Origin of the sequence: Coprobacter secundus subsp. similis (genome assembly GCF_015097275.1) — a bacterium.
GTDB classification, from domain to species: Bacteria; Bacteroidota; Bacteroidia; order Bacteroidales; family Coprobacteraceae; genus Coprobacter; species Coprobacter secundus.
Genome location: NZ_AP023322.1, coordinates 3,836,918 through 3,856,164, shown reverse-complemented (window position 1 = coordinate 3,856,164; position 19,247 = coordinate 3,836,918). Strand labels below are relative to the sequence as shown.

Below are 19,247 nucleotides of genomic sequence, written 5' to 3'. Positions count from 1 at the left end.
TGGCCTGCATATTTATCTGTCACGAAATATAACAAGCCAGATTCAATTATTCTTACCTCAAAAAGTATTTTGCAAAATATTCAAAAGATATGTGCCAAATTTACAATGATTATATACCTTTACAAAAATTACCAACAGCAAGTACTTTATCAAAAACTGGACTTATGAAAAAAATCGTCATTGCTCCTGATTCTTTCAAAGGCTCTCTGACCTCTCTACAGGTTGCTCAAGCAATAGAAGAAGGAATACATATGACTCTTCCATCAGCCCACGTAATAAAAATCCCTGTTGCCGACGGAGGAGAGGGTACTATGCATACCCTTATCGATGCTCTCCATGGAATATACACAACATGTAAAGTATATAATCCTCTGATGCGTGAAATCACAGCAGAATATGGCATAATAAAAAACTCCGATAGCTATACTGCGATCATTGACATGGCTTCAGCCAGTGGACTGACTCTACTTACGGAAAAAGAGAAAAATCCACTTATAACAAGCACTTATGGGACAGGACAACTTATCGCCGACGCCTATGCTCGAGGGTGTAGGCATTTTATTATAGGGATAGGAGGCAGCGCAACTAACGATGCCGGCAAAGGTATGCTCGAAGCCTTAGGATGTAGATTTTTAGATGCCAATGGACATCCATTAACCCAAGGGGGAGAATCCTTAAACCTATTATCTCACATCGATATATCAGGAGTAAAGGCATCCCTTCTACGCTCTGATTTCACAATTATTTGTGATGTCAATAATCCACTTTACGGAGAATCAGGGGCTGCTCACATATTTGCCAGTCAAAAAGGTGCTTCATTTGCTGCTATAGAAATATTAGACAAAGGCCTACGCAGATTTGCTTTCTGTATAAAAAAACAATTTGGAATTGATATCGCCCATACTCCCGGAGCTGGAGCAGCCGGAGGTATGGGTGCTGCATTTACAACATTTTTTAATGCTACACTCAAATCTGGAATAAAAACCATACTCAAAATATTAGATTTCGAAAAGAGAATTACTGGGGCAGACCTAATTATCACAGGGGAAGGCAAAATCGATAAACAGACCCTCATGGGAAAACTTTCTCAAGGGGTTCTTTTTGCCGCACAAAAAAAATCGATTCCAGTCATTGCTCTTGGTGGAACAATTGAAGACAGGAAACTGCTTACAGACGCAGGATTCTTAGGTGTATTTTGCATACAATCATCCGCAATACCGCTCTCTCAAGCAATGCAACCTGAAATTACGGCAGAAAACCTAAAACAAACTACATCTCAAATTATCAGACTGATATCGTTCAATCATCTTATACCTTAGTATTATGAATCATACAAAATATTTATATTCAAAAGATAAGACTAAACATTGTAAATTGTATTTTATCATAGTAGCAATTTTTACCGGACAGCTATTTCATGCTCAAGCAAAAGAATCAGAATTTATTTTCACCTGCCAGCCTTACTTACAACAAGTTTCCGGAACGGAAGCAACAATCATGTGGGCTACCAACAAAGATGCCGTATCATGGGTAGAAATTGCCCCCAACGATACATTACATTTTTATGCAGCTGAACGTCCCCAATTTTTTGACACGAATTTTGGTCGAAAAAAAATCGGGAAACTGCACAAAATCCGTATTACCGGACTTACACCCGCTACCTCATATCGTTACCGCATTTTTTCCAAAGAAATTACTCATAAAGAACATCAGGATATAAGATACGGACGTACAATTGCCAACGATGTATACAAAGGGAAACCCTACATATTCTCTACCACAGTTCCCTCAAAAAATAAAATACACTTTGCCGTAGTAAACGATATACACGAAAATACAGAACGTTACTCTAGTCTATTTCATGCAATAGATTCTGCTTCATTGGACTTCATGATACTTAACGGAGACATGGTAAATAAAATGGATTCTGCACAACAAATGTATAAAAGTTTTATCAATACTTCTTCACAACTATATGCTAAAACCATTCCTTTTTTTATGGTAAGAGGCAACCATGAAACACGAGGAAACTACTCGGAAGAATACGCTAATCTTTTTCCTTCCCCTACAGGACAACCCTACTATTCTTTTTCCAGAGGTCCCGTATATTTCATCGTACTTGATGGTGGAGAAGACAAACCTGATTCGGATATCGAATATAACGGACTTGCAGATTTTGATAAATATAGAGATGAAGAGGCTATCTGGTTGAAACAAATAATCAACTCAAACGAATATCGAAAAGCATCAGTTCACATTGTCTTGATTCATGTCCCCCCAACAGGTGACACCTGGCATGGGTCACTTGAAGTTCAATCAAAATTTATACCTATTCTCAATAATGCAGGAATAGACCTTATGCTTAGTGGACATATACACCGACATGCATATTACTCTCCAGACAAAACACTATGCAAATTTCCACTATTAATCAATTCAAACCGTCATATTTTAGACATAACAGTTGACAACATGTATATAGATATAAATATGATAAATGAGCAAGGCCTATCTGAAAAGCAATTTAAATTTGACGTAAAATAACCAAACAAATACATCACGACCTTTTGTCCGATTCCACTTTATAAAAAAGAGTTAGTTTTTTAATCACAAATATAAAAATCAAATCAAAACATTCTATTTTCCACACAACTTCCTAGACATTTTCTTTTCTGATAATTCGCTGTTTCAACGTTTTATAAAGAGTCTCCGTTTTTTCTTTATCAGTAAAATTTATATATACAGGTTCCAACGAACGCCGCATAATAAGAACATAAGGACCCTGCTCCTCCTCTAAATACAACATTGCAGGCAAATCATTACCCAGTAAAAAATGCCCCTTACGTATTTTCATCATCGAAAATCCATTTGTTCGCATACGTATTTCCGGCATACTATCGATTAGCTCTACTGACTCTATTGTTTTCAACGGAAAACTTTGTCCATAGCTTCCCGATATAGTAACATCCTTCATGCTCAACGATACCGAAGGAGACCTGAATGAATAAAATACTGCTCCACACAATGTCAACACAACAACAATAACTACCCATACAGACTTAGAACGATGATATAGCATATTGATATATGTCCCATGGGAATATTTGTGAATCTGAAAAAATATATAAATAGTAATTGGAAATACAAATACAGGTATTAAAAAATTAATAATCATCGGAGAACCCACCAGTCGTAAAAAACAATGAGATGCAATAATCCCCGCCCCCATAATGACAAAACTATTACACATCATATAAGAAAGACGCCGAATATCTATCTTTTCTTTTTCATTCTTCGACAAAGTATTGTAACCAGCAATAAAACAAGGAAATTTGTACACTAAAAAACCTGCAATAATAAGTATACAGCCTGTTATATAATTAGCAAAATCCATAGTATTATTTTATAATTATGTTACAAATTTAATAAAATAGCAAGAGATTACTTCAAATAAATTTATTTTTTGTCAAATTATTCACAGACACTCAAACACAAATGATTACATTGCCAACAAAAAAATATCGATATTGGAAAAAACTGTGTAAAAAATAACAAAGCAACAATTCGTTTATCTATCTTTCACATTTTTCATGAGTAAAAAGCTCCCATTATTATTGATTGCATTTTTACTCCTCTCTCTCTTTTTTAATCACTAAAAACTTCAAATTTACATTTCTACAATAAACTATCTTAAAAAACTATTTTTCTAAGATTTTCGATAATTAACGAGAAAAGCTTTTTTTTATTGTAAAAAAGAAGTACTTTTATAGCGATTTTAATCTGTTTTAAAAAAACTTAGGGATATGAAAGTGATAAAAATTTCGGGTGTATTGTTGAGCTTGTGGCTGGTGGCAGCTTCAAGTGTCGCACAATCATTACTACCGGATTATTGGAACGACCCATCCCATGAAGTAGCACAGCCTGCAGACAATGCTGATATGACAGAGGATAATTATGTATTTCAGGTTCAATCATTAAATAGTGATCAGTCGGACGATGAAATCGAGATCTATAGTAGTGACGGCTATATTTACATACGTTCATCCAAAAAGCAATCGGCAAAAGTCTTTACGATTTTAGGACAATTGGTTTTCAATGGAAATGTAGGGCCGGGGCTTACAGAGATACAAATGCAACCACGAGGAATTTACATTGTCAAAGTTGGCTCAGTAACTCAGAAGGTTGCATTGTAAAATTGGGATTACACCTAACGCTTAAGAAACATTATTATAGAAAGCGGAATAAATTATTAAATTTATTCCGCTTTGCTTTTTTGAACATTTAACCAAGCCTTATCGAAAAATTATATTATAGGAATTTTTCCTATTCGTTTTTGATGCCTCCCTCCCTCAAATGGAGTAGAAAGGAATGTCTCAACTATTGATTTCGCTGTAGGATGATCAATAAACCGACCAGGCATAACACAAACATTTGCATCATTATGCAAACGTGCTAAACGGCTTATTTCCTCAATCCAACATAAAGCCGCTCTGATACCTTGATGTTTATTCAACGTCATATTTATTCCATTCCCACTACCACAAACAGCTATTCCGGGATAACATTCACCTTTTTCAACAGCAATTGCTAGAGGATGGGCAAAATCCGGATAATCGACACTTTCTGTCGAATAGGTTCCAAAATCATGAAAAGGAATACTTTTTTCAGTCAAAAGCTGTTTCACATACTCTTTCAACTCGTAACCCGCATGATCGCTTGCTAACCCTACTGGAATATTTTCTTTCAAAATTGTCATTTGGTTATATGTTAAAATTCAAAAATATACAAAAGTAAAAAATACATCCATATAATCAATAATTCTTCTTTAAATTAAATCGATGATCAATACAACTTGGCATTTCGTCAGGATAGTGTGTTACATATATCAATGTTTTCCCCGGACGATTGCAGAACTTTTCAATAACAAACCCTGCCTTCTTTTTGTTCGCAATATCCAGTCCATGCAAAGGTTCATCTAGAATAAGAAGATCAGGATCCTTGACAAATGCACGAGCTAATAAAACAAGACGTTGTTCTCCGGAAGATAAACTCAAGAATGAACGCTCACACAAATGTAAAATACCAAAAACTTCCATCCAGCTTATCGCAACACATTCTTGCTCAGACGAACACTTCCGATAAAGTCCTACAGAATCGAAAAAGCCAGATCCCACAATCTGCACAGCAGGAACATTTTCCATATAATAAAGATGCATTTCGGGAGAAACATATCCAATACGTTTTTTTATCTCCCATATACTTTCTCCTGTCCCCCGTTTTCGGTCAAAAAGATATAATGTATTAGCATACGATTGAGGATTATCAGCATATATTAAACTTAAAAGAGTAGACTTTCCTGCCCCATTCGGCCCCAATAAAGCCCACTTTTCGCCATTCTTTACCTCCCAGTCAAGTTCTTTAAGTATAATACGTTTACCATATTTTATATTTACTTTCTCCATTCTGAAAGTAACATTATGTTCCGAAACTCTTGAAACCCGAACTGGCAGGCTGATATCTCGAAAGCTTACGGGAAACAATTTCCTCATCAAAACTGTATCAGAAAGGAACTCTTCTCTTTTAACTGGACTTCCACATTCACAATTACAAATAGGAAGTACATCCGTAACCATATCCGGTATATCTTGTGGATTCGACAATAAAAGGACTACATGTAACCCGTTTAACCCACTCATTTGTTTCAAAAGTTCATTCAGAATACCTCGTGATGAAGCATCTAGCCCAATAAAAGGATTATCAAGAATAAGAATACGAGGTCGAGTCAACAATATCCTGAATATAAGAAATTTACGAAGTTCACCACTGGATAAATATATTACCAACTTATCAAGCATTTCTCCGATATTAAAATACTTGAAAAGTCTATGAATAGCCTCATCATTCTGATTTTTATCCAACAATTCACGCACTGTAGGAACTCCGTCAGTTTCAGTAGAATGCCAACGCTGTTGGTAATAAGTCGTTTTGCTATCAGCAAAAGAATGAATATCTTTAAATGCTATAGACCTTATCTTTTCAGAAATATTTTCATCGTCAGGAAAGATAATCTCACCCTCTCTCAATGCCAATTTTTTCTGCATTAAATCAGCCAATAGTGTCTTCCCCGCACCATTAGGTCCGACAACCGCCCATTGTTCTCCTTCTTTGATTTCCCAATTTATAGGTTTTCGAAATCGTAATTCTGGTATACAGGGAACTAAATTGTGTAATTTTAGAATCGTTTCCATATCTTTAAAACAACTGTACAAAAATATGCAAATTAGTTTAGAGTGGTAAATAAACAATTAAGAAACATCTTTTAGTACCATTTACTGCCCTATTTCAATATACCCGATTTCCTAAACTTTAAATAAAAAAAACAAATCATTATTGATAATATATATTTATTTGAAAATAAAAGTACTTGATTATTAAAAATTAAGAAGATTTCGACAAAACGAGGGAAAACTGATAGAAACAAAAGAAGTTTTCTATTATCTTTGTCGTACAATAAAAGCGCCAGTAAATATCTGTAAAAAAACAATAAACTAATTTGTAACAATCCTCATTAAGGATAGATTTGAACATCCATTTTATGAAAGAGATTAAAATTCTCACGGCTATATGCTTATTTATGATTTCGACAATTTCAGCGGCTACATTGACCGATAGCATACCTGCCGGAGAAATTCTTACAAATATCATACCCGATTCTATCGATTCGACGAAAACTCCTGTCGACTCCGTTACGAAAAAAAGAACCTTTTTCCGCCGTTTTGCTGATTATTTTGTCAATGCCAACAAACCTCACCCAAATAAAAAATTTGATTTCAGTATCATAGGCGGGCCACAATATTCGAGCACAACCTCTTTGGGCATCGGCTTAGTTGCTGCGGGAGTCTATCGTATGGACCAGCACGATACCATTACTCAACCATCAGTAATGTCTGTTTATGGAAACGTTTCGATTACAGGCTTCTATTTATTAGGCGTACGTGGAACCAATATTTTTCCAGGAGATAAATATCGGTTATTATATAATCTATATTTTTTCTCTTTCCCCAGTAATTTCTGGGGTTGGGGATACCACGATGGAGCCAATGAAGACAATAAAAGTACCTACCTCAGATTACAAAACCAAGTAAAACTTGATTTCTTATTTCGTTTGTCCCATAACTTATACTTAGGACCGATGGTCAGTTTCGATTATGTTTCAGGACGAGACTTTTCAAAACCCGAGCTATTACATGGACAAGAAAAAACAACCTTAACCACCGGAGTTGGAGCCTCCATATCATACGATACCAGAGATTTGATAACAAATGCTTATAAAGGCATATATCTTAAATTTGAACAAGGTATATATCCATCGTTTATGGGAAATAAATATGCTTTTTATATGACAGACGTTATCGTCGACTGGTACAAAAGGATATGGAAAGGAGGTGTCATAGCCATTGACTTCCATAGCAAATTTAACTACGGAGATGTACCTTGGACAATGATGAACCGTTTAGGAGGTGTTGCCCGTATGCGCGGATATTATGAAGGCCAATACAGAGATAATAATATAACCGAATTACAAGTAGAACTACGTCAGCATATATGGCGCCGTAACGGCATTGCAGTATGGGCTGGAGCAGCGAATGTATACAAAGACTTCAAATCATTCAATTTCAAACAAACACTTCCCAACTATGGTATCGGTTACCGTTGGGAATTTAAAAAACGAGTAAATGTACGGCTCGATTTAGGTTTTGGAAAAGGTAGCACAGGTTTTATGTTTAATATCAACGAAGCATTCTAAATTACACTTTTAAAACAGAAAACCTTACACCCAGAACTACTTGAATATAAACAGCTTATTTCATCACTAAAGAAATCAATATGCCATATTTTAGAAGAATCTTTATATAATTAAAAAAAGCCCCTATAACATAATTATAATGACCATATAACATTCGATATCTTAATCAACAAAAAGAATAGATTTGAGGTAAAAAAGTATAACAAAATATGTAAAACACACAATGTTAATAAGTGATAATAATCAAATAATAAATAATTAACGGTATTGTATTTTTATATTAAACACTTAATTTTGTAAAACACATGAATGATAATTTAAGCACCGGAAAATGGAGTATCCAAAATTAAAAAACAATATATTACCTCTATTGTTTATTGCATTCATATTCTCTGCTTTACCCTTATTTGCAATAACAGTAAAAGCACAAAATACACATTATTCCCAAGCCAAGTATATATCGCCTATTGGTCATAAAACTATCATGGAACTGGCAAAACCTTCTATTTACATCGAAGATCTTGTCCCTTCTATTTCTGTCGTAAACAAAGATAACGCATCTGATGATATAGTAGACAATTTACTCAAATATGCTTTTAAATTTAAAGGCCGTCCATATCGTAGTGGAAGTAAAGGTCCATCAAGTTTTGACTGTTCAGGTTTTACATGCTATGTATTCAAAAAGTTATCGATGACTTTGAACGCTTCATCAGCTTCTCAATACCGACAGGGTAAATCTGTAACACGAGATGAATTGAAACCTGGAGATTTAGTATTCTTCAAAGGCAGAAATACAACAACTTCAAGGGTAGGACATGTAGGGTTAGTATCAGAAGTATTGCCTAATGGAAGTTTCAAATTCATACATGCCTCCTGCTCAAAAGGTATCTGCGAAGAATCGATAAATTCTACTTACTATTCAAAACGTTACATCGGAGCTCGTCGAGTTATTGACTAATTATAAAAGAAAGACTAATTGAACAATATATTTTTCAATAAACAGAGTTTTATTCATCTGTTTATTCATCAAAGCAGAAGCCTGAGAAGGTCCCCCTGCTTTTTTATTCATAAACCAGATCTTGCTTAATAACGAATAACCGCTTTGGATATAATGAACAATATATAAAAAAATATATTAGAACAACTGCCAAATGTCTTAAACAAAAAAAAATTGATTAAAAACGACAAGCTTAAACCATAAGAAACAAGTCCTATAAATATCTACTTTTTCATCATTTTACATGACTTTTTATTTCATCATCCCACGGATATTTCCTTTTTGGATTCCGAGGAAACCATCCTTTTCTTACACGTTGTTCCTGCTCAAATATTTCTTTTATTGTCCAAAAAGAAGAGAAAGCGAATACCCCTAACAATGCAGCCCATAATACATTAGACGTACATATTGAAAATATAATCCCGATTATTCCCAGAACAAGGAAAAGCCACCAGCTCTTCGTGCCCCAATAGTATTCCACTTTGACAACAACAGGATGAAAAAGACCGATAATCAAAAAAGTAGATATACCAATTACGAGCCCCAACAAGTGATAATCTTCCAAAAAATCCATTCTACTAAAAAATTATTTAATATCAAAAAAGTGTTTCAGAATGGAGGTAACAGTTTACCCTATTCTAAAACACTTATTATCACAGTTAAGTTCGGTTATATTAATTATGCAAATATACTGATAAAATCAGCCTGTCACTCAAGTAAGCAAATTATTTAATAATTATTTTTCTTACGTTCGAAGTATGCTTGTGGATGTGCACATGCCGGACATTTTTCTGGAGCTTTCTTTCCCTTATGTACATAACCGCAATTACGACATTGCCATTCGATTTCTTCGTCCTCTTCAAAGAATTTGCCTGCTTCAACACGTTCCAATAACTTACGGTAACGAGCTTCATGCTCAGCCTCAACTTTAGCTACCATTCTAAATGTCACAGCAATTGCTTTAAATCCTTCCTCATCAGCAATACGAGCAAATTCAGGATAAAGATCAGCCCACTCTTCATTTTCACCTTCTGCCGCAGCTTTCAAGTTTTCAGCCGTAGTACCAATAACACCAGCAGGATAAGAAGCTGTAATTTCAACCATTCCTCCTTCAAGATATTTAAAAAATTTCTTAGCATGTTCCTTTTCTTGTTCGGCAGTTTCCATAAACACTCCTGCAATCTGTTCATAACCTTCTTTTTTCGCTACACTGGCAAAGAATGTATAACGACTACGTGCCTGAGATTCTCCGGCAAATGATTTTAATAAATTTTGTTCTGTTCTTGTTCCTTTAATACTTTTTTCCATTTCTCTTTAGTTTTTGGGTTATTATTCTCCTATATTTCCTATTAATTGCAAATTAATTTTTTCTAATTTAAATCCAGGTATTTTTTTCTCTTGAATATGTTTTCGAATAATATCCGAAAGCTCTTCATCATAATAATCTGCAATCTCATGTTTATTAGAGCAATATAAATGATGGTGTTCGTGTACGTCAATATCAAAATACATGCGATTATCTCCTGTCAGCACTTTATTTATGAGTCCGCTTTTGAAAAAAAACTCAAGTACATTATAAACCGTCGCAATGGAAACCAAAGGTGTTTTACTCCTAACCTGCTCAATCACTTCCTCAGCACAAGGATGTTTCAATTCCATTAAAGCCCTATACACCACAACTCTTTGAGGTGTTGCTTTTATGCCTTTAGACTTAAACATATCTATTATCTCTATATCACTCATCATCCATTCCTCTTTTTGACAATGCAAATATAATTAGAATAATTCTAAACTAAAAATTATTCTAATCTAATTTTATAATAATTAACAAAATAATTAAGCTACGATAATAAATACCAAAAAGGCAGTTAAAAAAACTGCCTTAAACTGCTTTATAATAGAACAATTGCTATTTATCCTTCTCCCGTTTTGCTTTTATCTCAGGTTCCAATGTTTGCAACAACAAAAAGTTTTCATAAAAGAAAGTATAAAATCAACCTCATATTTCTCATACCAGCACTCAACTATCTCTTTAATATTATATCTTTTCGAAAGCTTGCCTTAAATCATCTAACAAATCCTCAATATGCTCTGTCCCTACAGACAGACGTACCGTACTGGGAAATATTCCCTGTTCTGTAAGTTCTTCTATACTAAGCTGTGAATGTGTAGTACTCGCCGGATGTATTACCAGAGATTTTACATCCGCAACATTAGCCAATAAAGAAAAGATTTTCAGACTATCAATAAAACGATGAGCTTCTTTTTCTCCTCCTTTTATTTCAAACGTAAAAATAGAACCAGCTCCACGGGGAAAATAACGTTTATATAAAAGATGGTCAGGATGACCAGACAACGCTGGATGATTTACACTCTTAACTTTAGGATGGCCCTGAAGGAACTTTACTACTTTCAATGCATTGTCCACATGCCGTTCTACACGTAGAGACAATGTTTCCAAACCTTGTAACAAAATAAAAGCATTGAACGGACTGATAGTTGCACCCATATCACGCAAAAGAATAGCGCGTATACGTACAATATAAGCTGCTGCTCCCGCTGCATCAATAAAACGTACTCCATGATAACTTGGATCAGGTTCAGTTAACTGTGGAAATTTTCCTGATGCAACCCAGTCAAATTTACCCGAATCCACAATAATTCCCCCTAACGAAGAACCATGTCCCCCAATAAATTTAGTCGCAGAGTGTATTACAATATCTGCTCCATACTCAATAGGACGAATCAAATAGGGAGTACCGAATGTATTGTCAATAATAAGAGGAATTTTATGATAATGTGCAATATTTGCAACTGCCTCTATATCTATAACATTTGAATTCGGATTACCTAAAGTTTCAATAAATATGGCTTTCGTATTTTCTCGGATTGCCCTTTCAAAATTAGATAAATCCCCTGGATTTACAAAAGTTGTAGTCACCCCATAAGCCGGCAAAGTATGTGCTAACAAATTATAACTACCTCCATAGATAGTTTTAGCTGCAACAATATGATCACCACTCCGTGTTATATTTTCAAAAGCATAGGTTATAGCAGCTGCTCCTGAAGCTACGGCCAATCCTGCTATACCCCCTTCGAGTGCAGCCACACGTTCTTCAAATACCCCTTGAGTAGGGTTGGTCAATCGTCCATAAATATTTCCGGGATCCTGTAACCCAAAACGTGCCGCAGCGTGAGCCGAATCTCGAAATACATACGAAGTTGTCTGATAAATAGGTACAGCACGTGCATCTGTAGCTAAATCGGATTGTTCTTGCCCTACATGCACTTGTAATGTCTCAAAATGTAGTTTTCTCGTTTTCATAATCACAATTTTTATACAATTATTTTCTAACAAAATTAGAAATTAAAGAATTAAAACTCAATATATTTTTTAATAATTAGAAAATAAACCTAATTTTGTATCAAAAATTAGAAAATTAGAATAAGATAATAAACAAAACATGTCTTCTAAAAGAAATTTTTTCTATGGACACCTTAGATAAAACAGACTTACAAATACTGAGTATTCTCCAAAACAATGCCAGACTTACGACAAAAGAGTTGGCTTCACAAGTAAACTTATCATCCACCCCAGTTTTCGAACGTCTTAAACGCCTTGAAAATGGAGGATATATAAAAAAATATATTGCTGTATTAGATGCAGAGAAACTCAATCAAGGATTTATCGTATTTTGCAGCGTAAAACTCTCTAAACTTAATCGGGATATTGCTGCTGAATTTACAAAAATCGTACAAGACATTCCTGAAGTAACCGAATGTTATAATATTTCGGGCAGTTATGATTATCTATTAAAAATCCATGCTCCCAATATGAAATACTATCAGGAATTTATCCTTAACGTACTAGGTAGTATCAATAGTTTAGGATCTCTAACCAGTACATTTGTTATGGATGAAGTAAAACACAATTACGGAATCCCATTATAACTCTTCCTTTATAAAAAAGCGAATTTCATAGTTCAGATAACCATGAAATTCGCTTAAACAATTTCAATATTCAAATAATTCTAAAACTTACCAAAATACTCTTACAAATATTACATGATACCGCGTTCACGTAATTTTTGCTGCCATTTCCATGCAGAAGCCAAAGTATCTTCAAGGGTTTCTTTTGCCTCCCAGCCTAATTCTTTATTAGCCCATTCCGGATTTGCCCATACTTTTTCGATATCCCCCTCACGTCGACCCACAATTTTGTAATTGACTTTTACTCCTGTGGCTTTCTCAAAAGTTTGGATCAACTCCAATACTGAAACGCCCTTTCCGGTTCCCAAGTTAAATATTTCTACATCTTGTTTTGACTTACCTCCAAGCATACGATCCACTGCAATAACATGAGCCTTAGCTAAATCCACAACATTGATATAATCACGAATACAAGAACCATCAGGAGTATTGTAATCATCTCCAAAAACACTTAACTGCTCACGTATTCCCATAGCTGTCTGAGTTACATAAGGCAGCAAATTTTGAGGAACTCCAAGAGGTAATTCTCCAATTTCTGCAGTCGGATGAGCTCCTATCGGATTAAAATAACGAAGAATTATCGATTTAAATGGTACACCGGAATATATCGTATCTTTAATAATTTCTTCACATATTTGCTTAGTATTACCATAAGGTGACATTGCAGGCTTTATAGGAGCTTTCTCGTCTACCGGCAAAATATCCGGCTGTCCGTACACGGTACAAGAAGACGAAAATACAATAGCTTCTACCCCATACTCCGGCATAAGATCCAACAAATTCATTAACGTCACTAAATTATTGCGATAATACAGCAAAGGTTTCTGTACTGACTCACCCACAGCCTTACTCGCTGCAAAATTAATTATGCCTTTAATACCCTTGTGCTCTTCAAATAACTTGCGAAGAGCATCTTTATCTTGAAGGTCCATTTGAACAAAAGCCGGACGAATCCCCGTAATATGTTCTATACCATCAATAACACCTGCATTGGAGTTAGATAAGTTATCCAATACTACAACTTCATATCCAGCATTCTGCAATTCTACAGTAGTATGCGAACCAATATATCCGGCACCACCGGTCACTAAAATTTTACCTTTCATAATTTGCCTTTCGTTATTTTAATATGTATAATTTAAGGATTATAGTGAGTTGCAAAAATAGTTAAAAACAAAAACATACAGAACTAATTTTCACATAAATTTCTGTACCAAATCAACAAATATTATCTATACTTAATTATCAAACTCACCGGCCATAACATATAATATATCCAGATTTTATTGACTAAAAACTTTTTACTCAAATAATCTTATTAAAATCTTGAATCTCTATATAGATTATCAAAAAATATTTTTATCTTTGCCCCGCTTTTTGAATAGTACCGTGTGATGGGAAATTAGGAAGCAAACTAATTTTGAGTAACACAAACAAATTAAACAAATGAAAACATTCCAATTAGAAGGAACTCCCCGTATAGACTTGGGGAAAAAAGCTGTAAAAGCTATCCGTAAACAAGATTTAATTCCTGCAGTGCTTAATGGTGGCGAAATCGTTGAAATGCCTTATAACAAAACATTAAAAGCTGGAGAAAAAATTGTTGAAATCGCTAACAACAAAGGTCTTATCGTTACAGACTTTACTATTTCTAATGATGCTGTTCGTAAACTTATCTATACTCCCGAAATTTTTGCAGTAGATCTGACTATCGGAGAAAAGAAAGTAATGGCCGTTGTAAAAGACGTACAATTCCATCCAGTAAACGACCGTATCCTCCATATGGATTTCCTTGAAGTTAACGATAAGAAACCTATCGTAATGGAAGTACCCGTAGCTCTTGAAGGTCACTCTGAAGGTGTTAAAGCCGGTGGTAAATTAAGTCTCGAAATGAGGAAGCTTAAAGTAAAAGCCATATATACTCAAATCCCTGAAAAGTTGGTCATCAATATAGACAATTTAGGTTTAGGTAAAACTATGCAGGTAGGAGATCTTCATTTTGAAGGTCTTGAAATCATGAATGCCAAAAATGCTGTGGTTTGTGCTGTTAAGTTGACAAGAGCAGCCAGAGGTGCCCAAGCAAAAAGTGGTAAATAATATTGCTTAAATGAAATATTTGATTGTAGGGTTGGGCAATATCGGTAGTGAATACGAAAATACCCGACACAACATAGGATTCAGAGTATTGGACGCCTTAGCTAAGGCGTCCAATCTTATTTTTAACGATGGCCGTTATGGAGCCACATGCGAGTTGAAAATCAAAGGTCGTACATTGGTACTGCTGAAACCATCCACATATATGAACTTAAGTGGTAATGCTGTAAGATTCTGGCTACGGAAAGAAAATATTTCGGTCGAAAATCTTTTAGTTGTTGTCGATGACTTGGCTTTACCGTTCGGTACTCTACGACTTAAACCAAGAGGTAGTGATGCCGGACATAACGGACTAAAACATATACAACAAATATTAGGAACCGATAATTATGCACGTTTACGATTTGGTATCGGAAATGACTTTCCTCGAGGAGGACAAGTAAATTTTGTTTTAGGCAGTTTTCCTCCAGAGGAAGAAAAAATATTACCCGAGAAATTTGAACGAGCAGGTGAAATAATCAAAAGTTTTTGCTTAGCCGGAATACAACTCACCATGACACAGTTCAACAATAAATAAACGAACTATGGGTAAAGAAAACGAAGTACGTATAGACAAATGGATGTGGGCCACCCGCATTTTCAAAACCCGTACTATTGCAGCTGAAGCTTGTAAAAAAGGTCGGGTATCGGTATCGGGAACTACAGTGAAACCTTCACGTACTATCAAAATTGGAGATATCATACAAGTACGTAAACCACCTGTTACATATTCTTTCAAAGTATTAGCATTGACAGAAAACCGAATGGGAGCTAAGATCGTACCTGAATTTCTCGAAAACGTGACACCTCCTGAACAAATGGAGATACTCGAATTGAGCCGTATCAGTGGTTTTATCAATAGAAGTAAAGGTATGGGAAGACCAACAAAACGAGATAGCCGAGAACTAAAAAAATTTACCGAACAACAATATTTCGACGATACCTTCGATTTTGATTTCGACTTTGATAGCGAAGATTAATTAAAAACAAAATAAACCGCCTATTTGTTATATAAGACAGTGTTTATATACTGTCTTATTTTTTAAGAGGATTCATAATATGACATCATTCAAACCATCAGATGAACTAAAGCAAAAACTCTACGTTATCATTTTTAAATCAGATACGAAGGGTGGAAAGCTGTTTGACGTATTACTTCTGATTGTCATTGTTTTCAGTGTCCTCCTCTCTATGCTTGAAAGTATCGTAGAATATGATAAGCAATACCTCATACCCTTCCGCATAGGAGAATGGATTATAACTTTTCTTTTCACAATAGAATACATTTTACGTATTTACTGCGTTCCTAATAAAAAGAAATATATATTTTCATTCTATGGTATTATTGACTTTCTTTCTATACTCCCTGCTTTTATTAGTATTCTATTTAGTAGTACCCGGTATTTCAGCATTATCAGATCTCTGAGGTTACTTCGAATTTTCCGTATCTTGAAACTATCCCGATATGTGAAAGAAAGTAACCATCTGGCCGAATCAATAAAACGAAGCGCAAAAAAAATATTACTCTTCTCTTATTTCATCATTATTATGGTAACCATATTAGGAGCCATCATGTATGTTGTAGAGAGTAAAGTAAACCCTGGATTCGGCAATATACCCGAAAGCGTATACTGGGCAGTCGTTACCCTCACAACGGTAGGTTACGGAGATATTACACCTGTAACTTTTCTCGGACAATTGATTGCAACTGTCATTATGCTTCTCGGCTATTCGATCATTGCCGTACCTACTGGTATTGTTTCTTCAGAAATGATACGCAGCCATCGCATGAAAGATGTCGTATGCCTTAAATGTGGAAATCAAGAACACGATAGAAATGCATTTTATTGCCATCAATGTGGTTCTCGACTGCCTATATCCAAATCACCATAAAAATTATATTATCTTAACCCATATCCGATTTCTTACAAATCCATCTCTAAAATTTCATTGAATATATTTTTCCGATTTTATATAGAAGAACTGATTATCCGATAAATAAAAATACAAAGCAGAAAGATATTCAAAACCAGTCTTCACTGTTTCACCCAATAATTCAAACGGCTTCTATAGAAAAAAATAGCATTTACCCATCAGAAACTAATATTTTATCAAAAAAAACACGCTTATTGCTAAAAAACATTAACTTTGTGAATCAATGAAAGAATATTGAAAAATTATATAGAATTAAAATATCGATTCAAAAAAATTTAATAGTATGGAAACTATAGACTGGTCGAATCTATCGTTCGGTTATATGCCGACCGATTATAATGTACGCTACACATACAAAAATAATGCATGGGGCGATTTAGAAATTTGGGATACTCCCGACATCAATTTGCATATGGCTGCAACATGTCTTCACTATGGCCAAGAAGGATTTGAAGGATTAAAAGCCTTCAGAGGTAAAGATGGAAGAATACGAATCTTTCGACTCGAAGAAAATGCAGCACGTTTACAAAGTACCTGTCGAGGTATCATGATGGCCGAACTATCAACAGAAAAATTCAAAGAAGCCATTGTTACAGTTGTAAAGAAAAATGAGAGATTCGTTCCTCCTTACGAAAGCGGAGCATCATTATATATACGTCCTTTACTTATCGGGACAAGTGCCCAAGTTGGAGTAAAACCATCATCTGAATATTTATTTGTTGTTTTTGTAACACCTGTTGGCCCTTACTTCAAAGAAGGATTTAAACCAACCCCAATGGTAATACTAAGACAGTATGACCGTGCAGCACCTTTAGGCACAGGTATCTACAAAGTTGGAGGTAACTATGCCGCCAGCCTGGTAGCTGGAGAGAAAGCCCATGCAATGGGATACTCTGCAGTATTATATCTCGATGCAAAAGAGAAAAAATATATAGACGAATGTGGACCAGCCAACTTTTTTGGAATCCGAGACAATCACTACATCACTCCTAAATCATCATCTATTCTTCCCTCAATCACCAACAAAAGTTTGATGAAAATTGCCGATTCGATGGGTATGATTGTCGAACAACGTCGAGTACCAGAAGAAGAACTTGAAACTTTCGAAGAAGCCGGAGCATGTGGTACAGCCGCTGTTATCAGTCCTATCGAACGCATAGATGACTTAGATGCCAATAAATCTTATATTTTTTCTAAGGATGGCAAACCTGGGGTAATATGTGAAAAACTTTATAATAAACTTCGGGCCATTCAATACGGAGACGAACCTGATACCTTCGGATGGATAACTATTGTTGAATAAATATCATAAATTCAAAAATACCTTTATCAAAAATCCTGCCTAAAGCAGGATTTTTTTGTCATTTTTATAAACAAATCATACAAGCAACTTGTTAATAAATACATAAGATTATAAAGATTCACACATTTGTATTAACCATAGTTGCTATAATAATGGATTTTAACGACTTATCTTACAAAAAAACTTATGTTGCTCTACACAACAGCTGCAACCAGTCTCTCAAAGAGGGAAATGACAACTCCTACGAGGACGAAACTTATAATTGTAAAAACTGTAATACCCCTCTATTCTCACTCAAAAACAAACTGGCTTCCCGAATAGGATGGTTCTCTTTCGCCAATGCTATACCTGGAAAAATCCGACACCAACCTGTTACAGAAAATATACGTTCCGAAATTTTTTGCAACTGTTGCGGTACTTTTTTAGGATATATATTTTTCAGCGAACGTTTATCATCAAACGGATTCAGATATTTTATCAATGCTCTTTCTGTAAAAATCAAAAATAAAAATCCAGAAACCGTAATACAAACTGCATGGCTCGCTGGCGGTAGTTTTTGGGGTATCGAATATTATCTTAAAAAACTCAATGGCGTACTTTATACCACTGTCGGATATATGGGAGGCGAAATAGAAAATCCTACATATAAACAAGTATGCACGCAAACAACAGGACATTATGAAACCGTAGAAATTCAATATGAACCTCGGAAATTAAGCTATGAAAAACTCCTTAAATACTTTTTCGAAATACATGATTTCACCCAAACAAATGGACAAAACTCAGATATTGGACCTCAATATCGTTCTGCAATTTTTTGGTCTACTCCTGAAGAAAAGGATATTGCAATCAAACTTATGAAACGACTTTCACAAATGGGCTTTAAAGTAGCTACGCAATTACTCCTTGCAACAAAATTTTGGCCAGCAGAAAACTATCATCAAGATTATTATATGCATAAGCAAGATCAACCCCACAGTCATAAATATCACAAAATATTCTGAATACTTCTATCCCCCTAAAACAATAATAAGTCATAAATCAAATTATAACCTTTATATTAGTTTCTTCCCGACATTGAC

The 19,247-nt window shown here is 34.9% G+C and carries 20 protein-coding genes; 12 read left to right on the top strand and 8 right to left on the bottom strand.

Annotation, left to right across the window (positions count from 1 at the left end; all coding sequences use genetic code 11):
- Positions 1-164 precede the first annotated feature (164 nt).
- Positions 165-1,319 (top strand): glycerate kinase family protein, encoded by a 1,155-nt coding sequence (locus Cop2CBH44_RS15285; RefSeq protein ID WP_200755153.1) that lies wholly within the window; start codon positions 165-167, stop codon positions 1,317-1,319.
- Between the two features lie 4 nt (positions 1,320-1,323).
- Positions 1,324-2,544 carry a purple acid phosphatase family protein gene (locus tag Cop2CBH44_RS15280; protein WP_200755152.1) on the top strand — a complete coding sequence of 407 codons (1,221 nt, stop codon included), beginning with the start codon at positions 1,324-1,326 and terminating at the stop codon, positions 2,542-2,544.
- Between the two features lie 112 nt (positions 2,545-2,656).
- On the opposite strand, the gene Cop2CBH44_RS15275 is transcribed toward Cop2CBH44_RS15280, so the two are convergent.
- Positions 2,657-3,394, bottom strand: coding sequence for a DUF3784 domain-containing protein (locus Cop2CBH44_RS15275; protein WP_021930930.1), 738 nt, complete (start codon positions 3,392-3,394; stop codon positions 2,657-2,659).
- Positions 3,395-3,803: 409 nt separating this feature from the next.
- Between Cop2CBH44_RS15275 and Cop2CBH44_RS15270 the strand changes: the two genes are divergently transcribed.
- Positions 3,804-4,193 (top strand): T9SS type A sorting domain-containing protein, encoded by a 390-nt coding sequence (locus Cop2CBH44_RS15270; protein ID WP_021930931.1) that lies wholly within the window; start codon positions 3,804-3,806, stop codon positions 4,191-4,193.
- Positions 4,194-4,303: 110 nt separating this feature from the next.
- Here the strand turns inward: Cop2CBH44_RS15270 and rpiB are convergent, their stop codons facing one another.
- A complete protein-coding gene (gene rpiB, locus Cop2CBH44_RS15265) occupies positions 4,304-4,756 on the bottom strand; it encodes a ribose 5-phosphate isomerase B (protein WP_021930932.1) in 453 nt (150 codons plus the stop codon).
- Positions 4,757-4,811: 55 nt separating this feature from the next.
- On the bottom strand, positions 4,812-6,248 hold the full coding sequence (locus tag Cop2CBH44_RS15260) for an ATP-binding cassette domain-containing protein (RefSeq protein WP_200755151.1): 1,437 nt from the start codon (positions 6,246-6,248) through the stop codon (positions 4,812-4,814).
- Between the two features lie 347 nt (positions 6,249-6,595).
- On the opposite strand from Cop2CBH44_RS15260, the gene Cop2CBH44_RS15255 reads away from it, so the two are divergent.
- Together Cop2CBH44_RS15255 and Cop2CBH44_RS15250 are read left to right on the top strand one after the other, a co-directional pair.
- On the top strand, positions 6,596-7,807 hold the full coding sequence (locus Cop2CBH44_RS15255; protein WP_021930934.1) for a BamA/TamA family outer membrane protein: 1,212 nt from the start codon (positions 6,596-6,598) through the stop codon (positions 7,805-7,807).
- 331 nt (positions 7,808-8,138) lie between these two features.
- Positions 8,139-8,765 carry a C40 family peptidase gene (locus tag Cop2CBH44_RS15250; protein WP_021930935.1) on the top strand — a complete coding sequence of 209 codons (627 nt, stop codon included), beginning with the start codon at positions 8,139-8,141 and terminating at the stop codon, positions 8,763-8,765.
- A 274-nt stretch (positions 8,766-9,039) separates the two neighbouring features.
- Here Cop2CBH44_RS15250 and Cop2CBH44_RS15245 read toward each other — a convergent pair whose 3' ends face one another.
- The 4 genes from Cop2CBH44_RS15245 to Cop2CBH44_RS15230 form a co-directional block, all read right to left on the bottom strand.
- Positions 9,040-9,378, bottom strand: a complete 339-nt coding sequence (locus Cop2CBH44_RS15245; RefSeq protein WP_021930937.1) for a DUF4491 family protein — start codon at positions 9,376-9,378, stop codon at positions 9,040-9,042.
- Positions 9,379-9,533: 155 nt separating this feature from the next.
- Positions 9,534-10,112, bottom strand: a complete 579-nt coding sequence (rbr, locus tag Cop2CBH44_RS15240) for a rubrerythrin (protein ID WP_021930938.1) — start codon at positions 10,110-10,112, stop codon at positions 9,534-9,536.
- 21 nt (positions 10,113-10,133) lie between these two features.
- Positions 10,134-10,550, bottom strand: a complete 417-nt coding sequence (locus Cop2CBH44_RS15235; RefSeq protein ID WP_021930939.1) for a Fur family transcriptional regulator — start codon at positions 10,548-10,550, stop codon at positions 10,134-10,136.
- 292 nt (positions 10,551-10,842) lie between these two features.
- Positions 10,843-12,129 carry an O-acetylhomoserine aminocarboxypropyltransferase/cysteine synthase family protein gene (locus Cop2CBH44_RS15230; protein ID WP_021930940.1) on the bottom strand — a complete coding sequence of 429 codons (1,287 nt, stop codon included), beginning with the start codon at positions 12,127-12,129 and terminating at the stop codon, positions 10,843-10,845.
- A gap of 164 nt (positions 12,130-12,293) precedes the next feature.
- Here Cop2CBH44_RS15230 and Cop2CBH44_RS15225 point away from each other — a divergent pair, with 164 nt between their 5' ends.
- Positions 12,294-12,755: an Lrp/AsnC family transcriptional regulator gene (locus tag Cop2CBH44_RS15225; RefSeq protein WP_200755150.1), complete on the top strand. Its 462-nt coding sequence runs from the start codon at positions 12,294-12,296 to the stop codon at positions 12,753-12,755.
- 110 nt (positions 12,756-12,865) lie between these two features.
- On the opposite strand, the gene galE is transcribed toward Cop2CBH44_RS15225, so the two are convergent.
- Positions 12,866-13,900 carry a UDP-glucose 4-epimerase GalE gene (gene galE, locus Cop2CBH44_RS15220; protein WP_200755149.1) on the bottom strand — a complete coding sequence of 345 codons (1,035 nt, stop codon included), beginning with the start codon at positions 13,898-13,900 and terminating at the stop codon, positions 12,866-12,868.
- Between the two features lie 340 nt (positions 13,901-14,240).
- Here galE and Cop2CBH44_RS15215 point away from each other — a divergent pair, with 340 nt between their 5' ends.
- The 6 genes from Cop2CBH44_RS15215 (at position 14,241) to msrA (ending at position 19,169) form a co-directional block, all read left to right on the top strand.
- Positions 14,241-14,891, top strand: coding sequence for a 50S ribosomal protein L25/general stress protein Ctc (locus Cop2CBH44_RS15215; protein WP_021930943.1), 651 nt, complete (start codon positions 14,241-14,243; stop codon positions 14,889-14,891).
- Between the two features lie 10 nt (positions 14,892-14,901).
- A complete protein-coding gene (gene pth / locus Cop2CBH44_RS15210; RefSeq protein WP_021930944.1) occupies positions 14,902-15,465 on the top strand; it encodes an aminoacyl-tRNA hydrolase in 564 nt (187 codons plus the stop codon).
- A gap of 7 nt (positions 15,466-15,472) precedes the next feature.
- On the top strand, positions 15,473-15,907 hold the full coding sequence (locus tag Cop2CBH44_RS15205) for an RNA-binding S4 domain-containing protein (protein WP_021930945.1): 435 nt from the start codon (positions 15,473-15,475) through the stop codon (positions 15,905-15,907).
- Between the two features lie 79 nt (positions 15,908-15,986).
- Positions 15,987-16,820, top strand: a complete 834-nt coding sequence (locus Cop2CBH44_RS15200; protein WP_021930946.1) for an ion transporter — start codon at positions 15,987-15,989, stop codon at positions 16,818-16,820.
- A gap of 325 nt (positions 16,821-17,145) precedes the next feature.
- Entirely contained in the window at positions 17,146-18,165 is a 1,020-nt protein-coding gene (locus Cop2CBH44_RS15195) for a branched-chain amino acid aminotransferase (protein WP_021930947.1), read from the top strand.
- Between the two features lie 152 nt (positions 18,166-18,317).
- Positions 18,318-19,169: a peptide-methionine (S)-S-oxide reductase MsrA gene (gene msrA / locus Cop2CBH44_RS15190; protein ID WP_200755148.1), complete on the top strand. Its 852-nt coding sequence runs from the start codon at positions 18,318-18,320 to the stop codon at positions 19,167-19,169.
- Positions 19,170-19,247 lie beyond the last annotated feature (78 nt).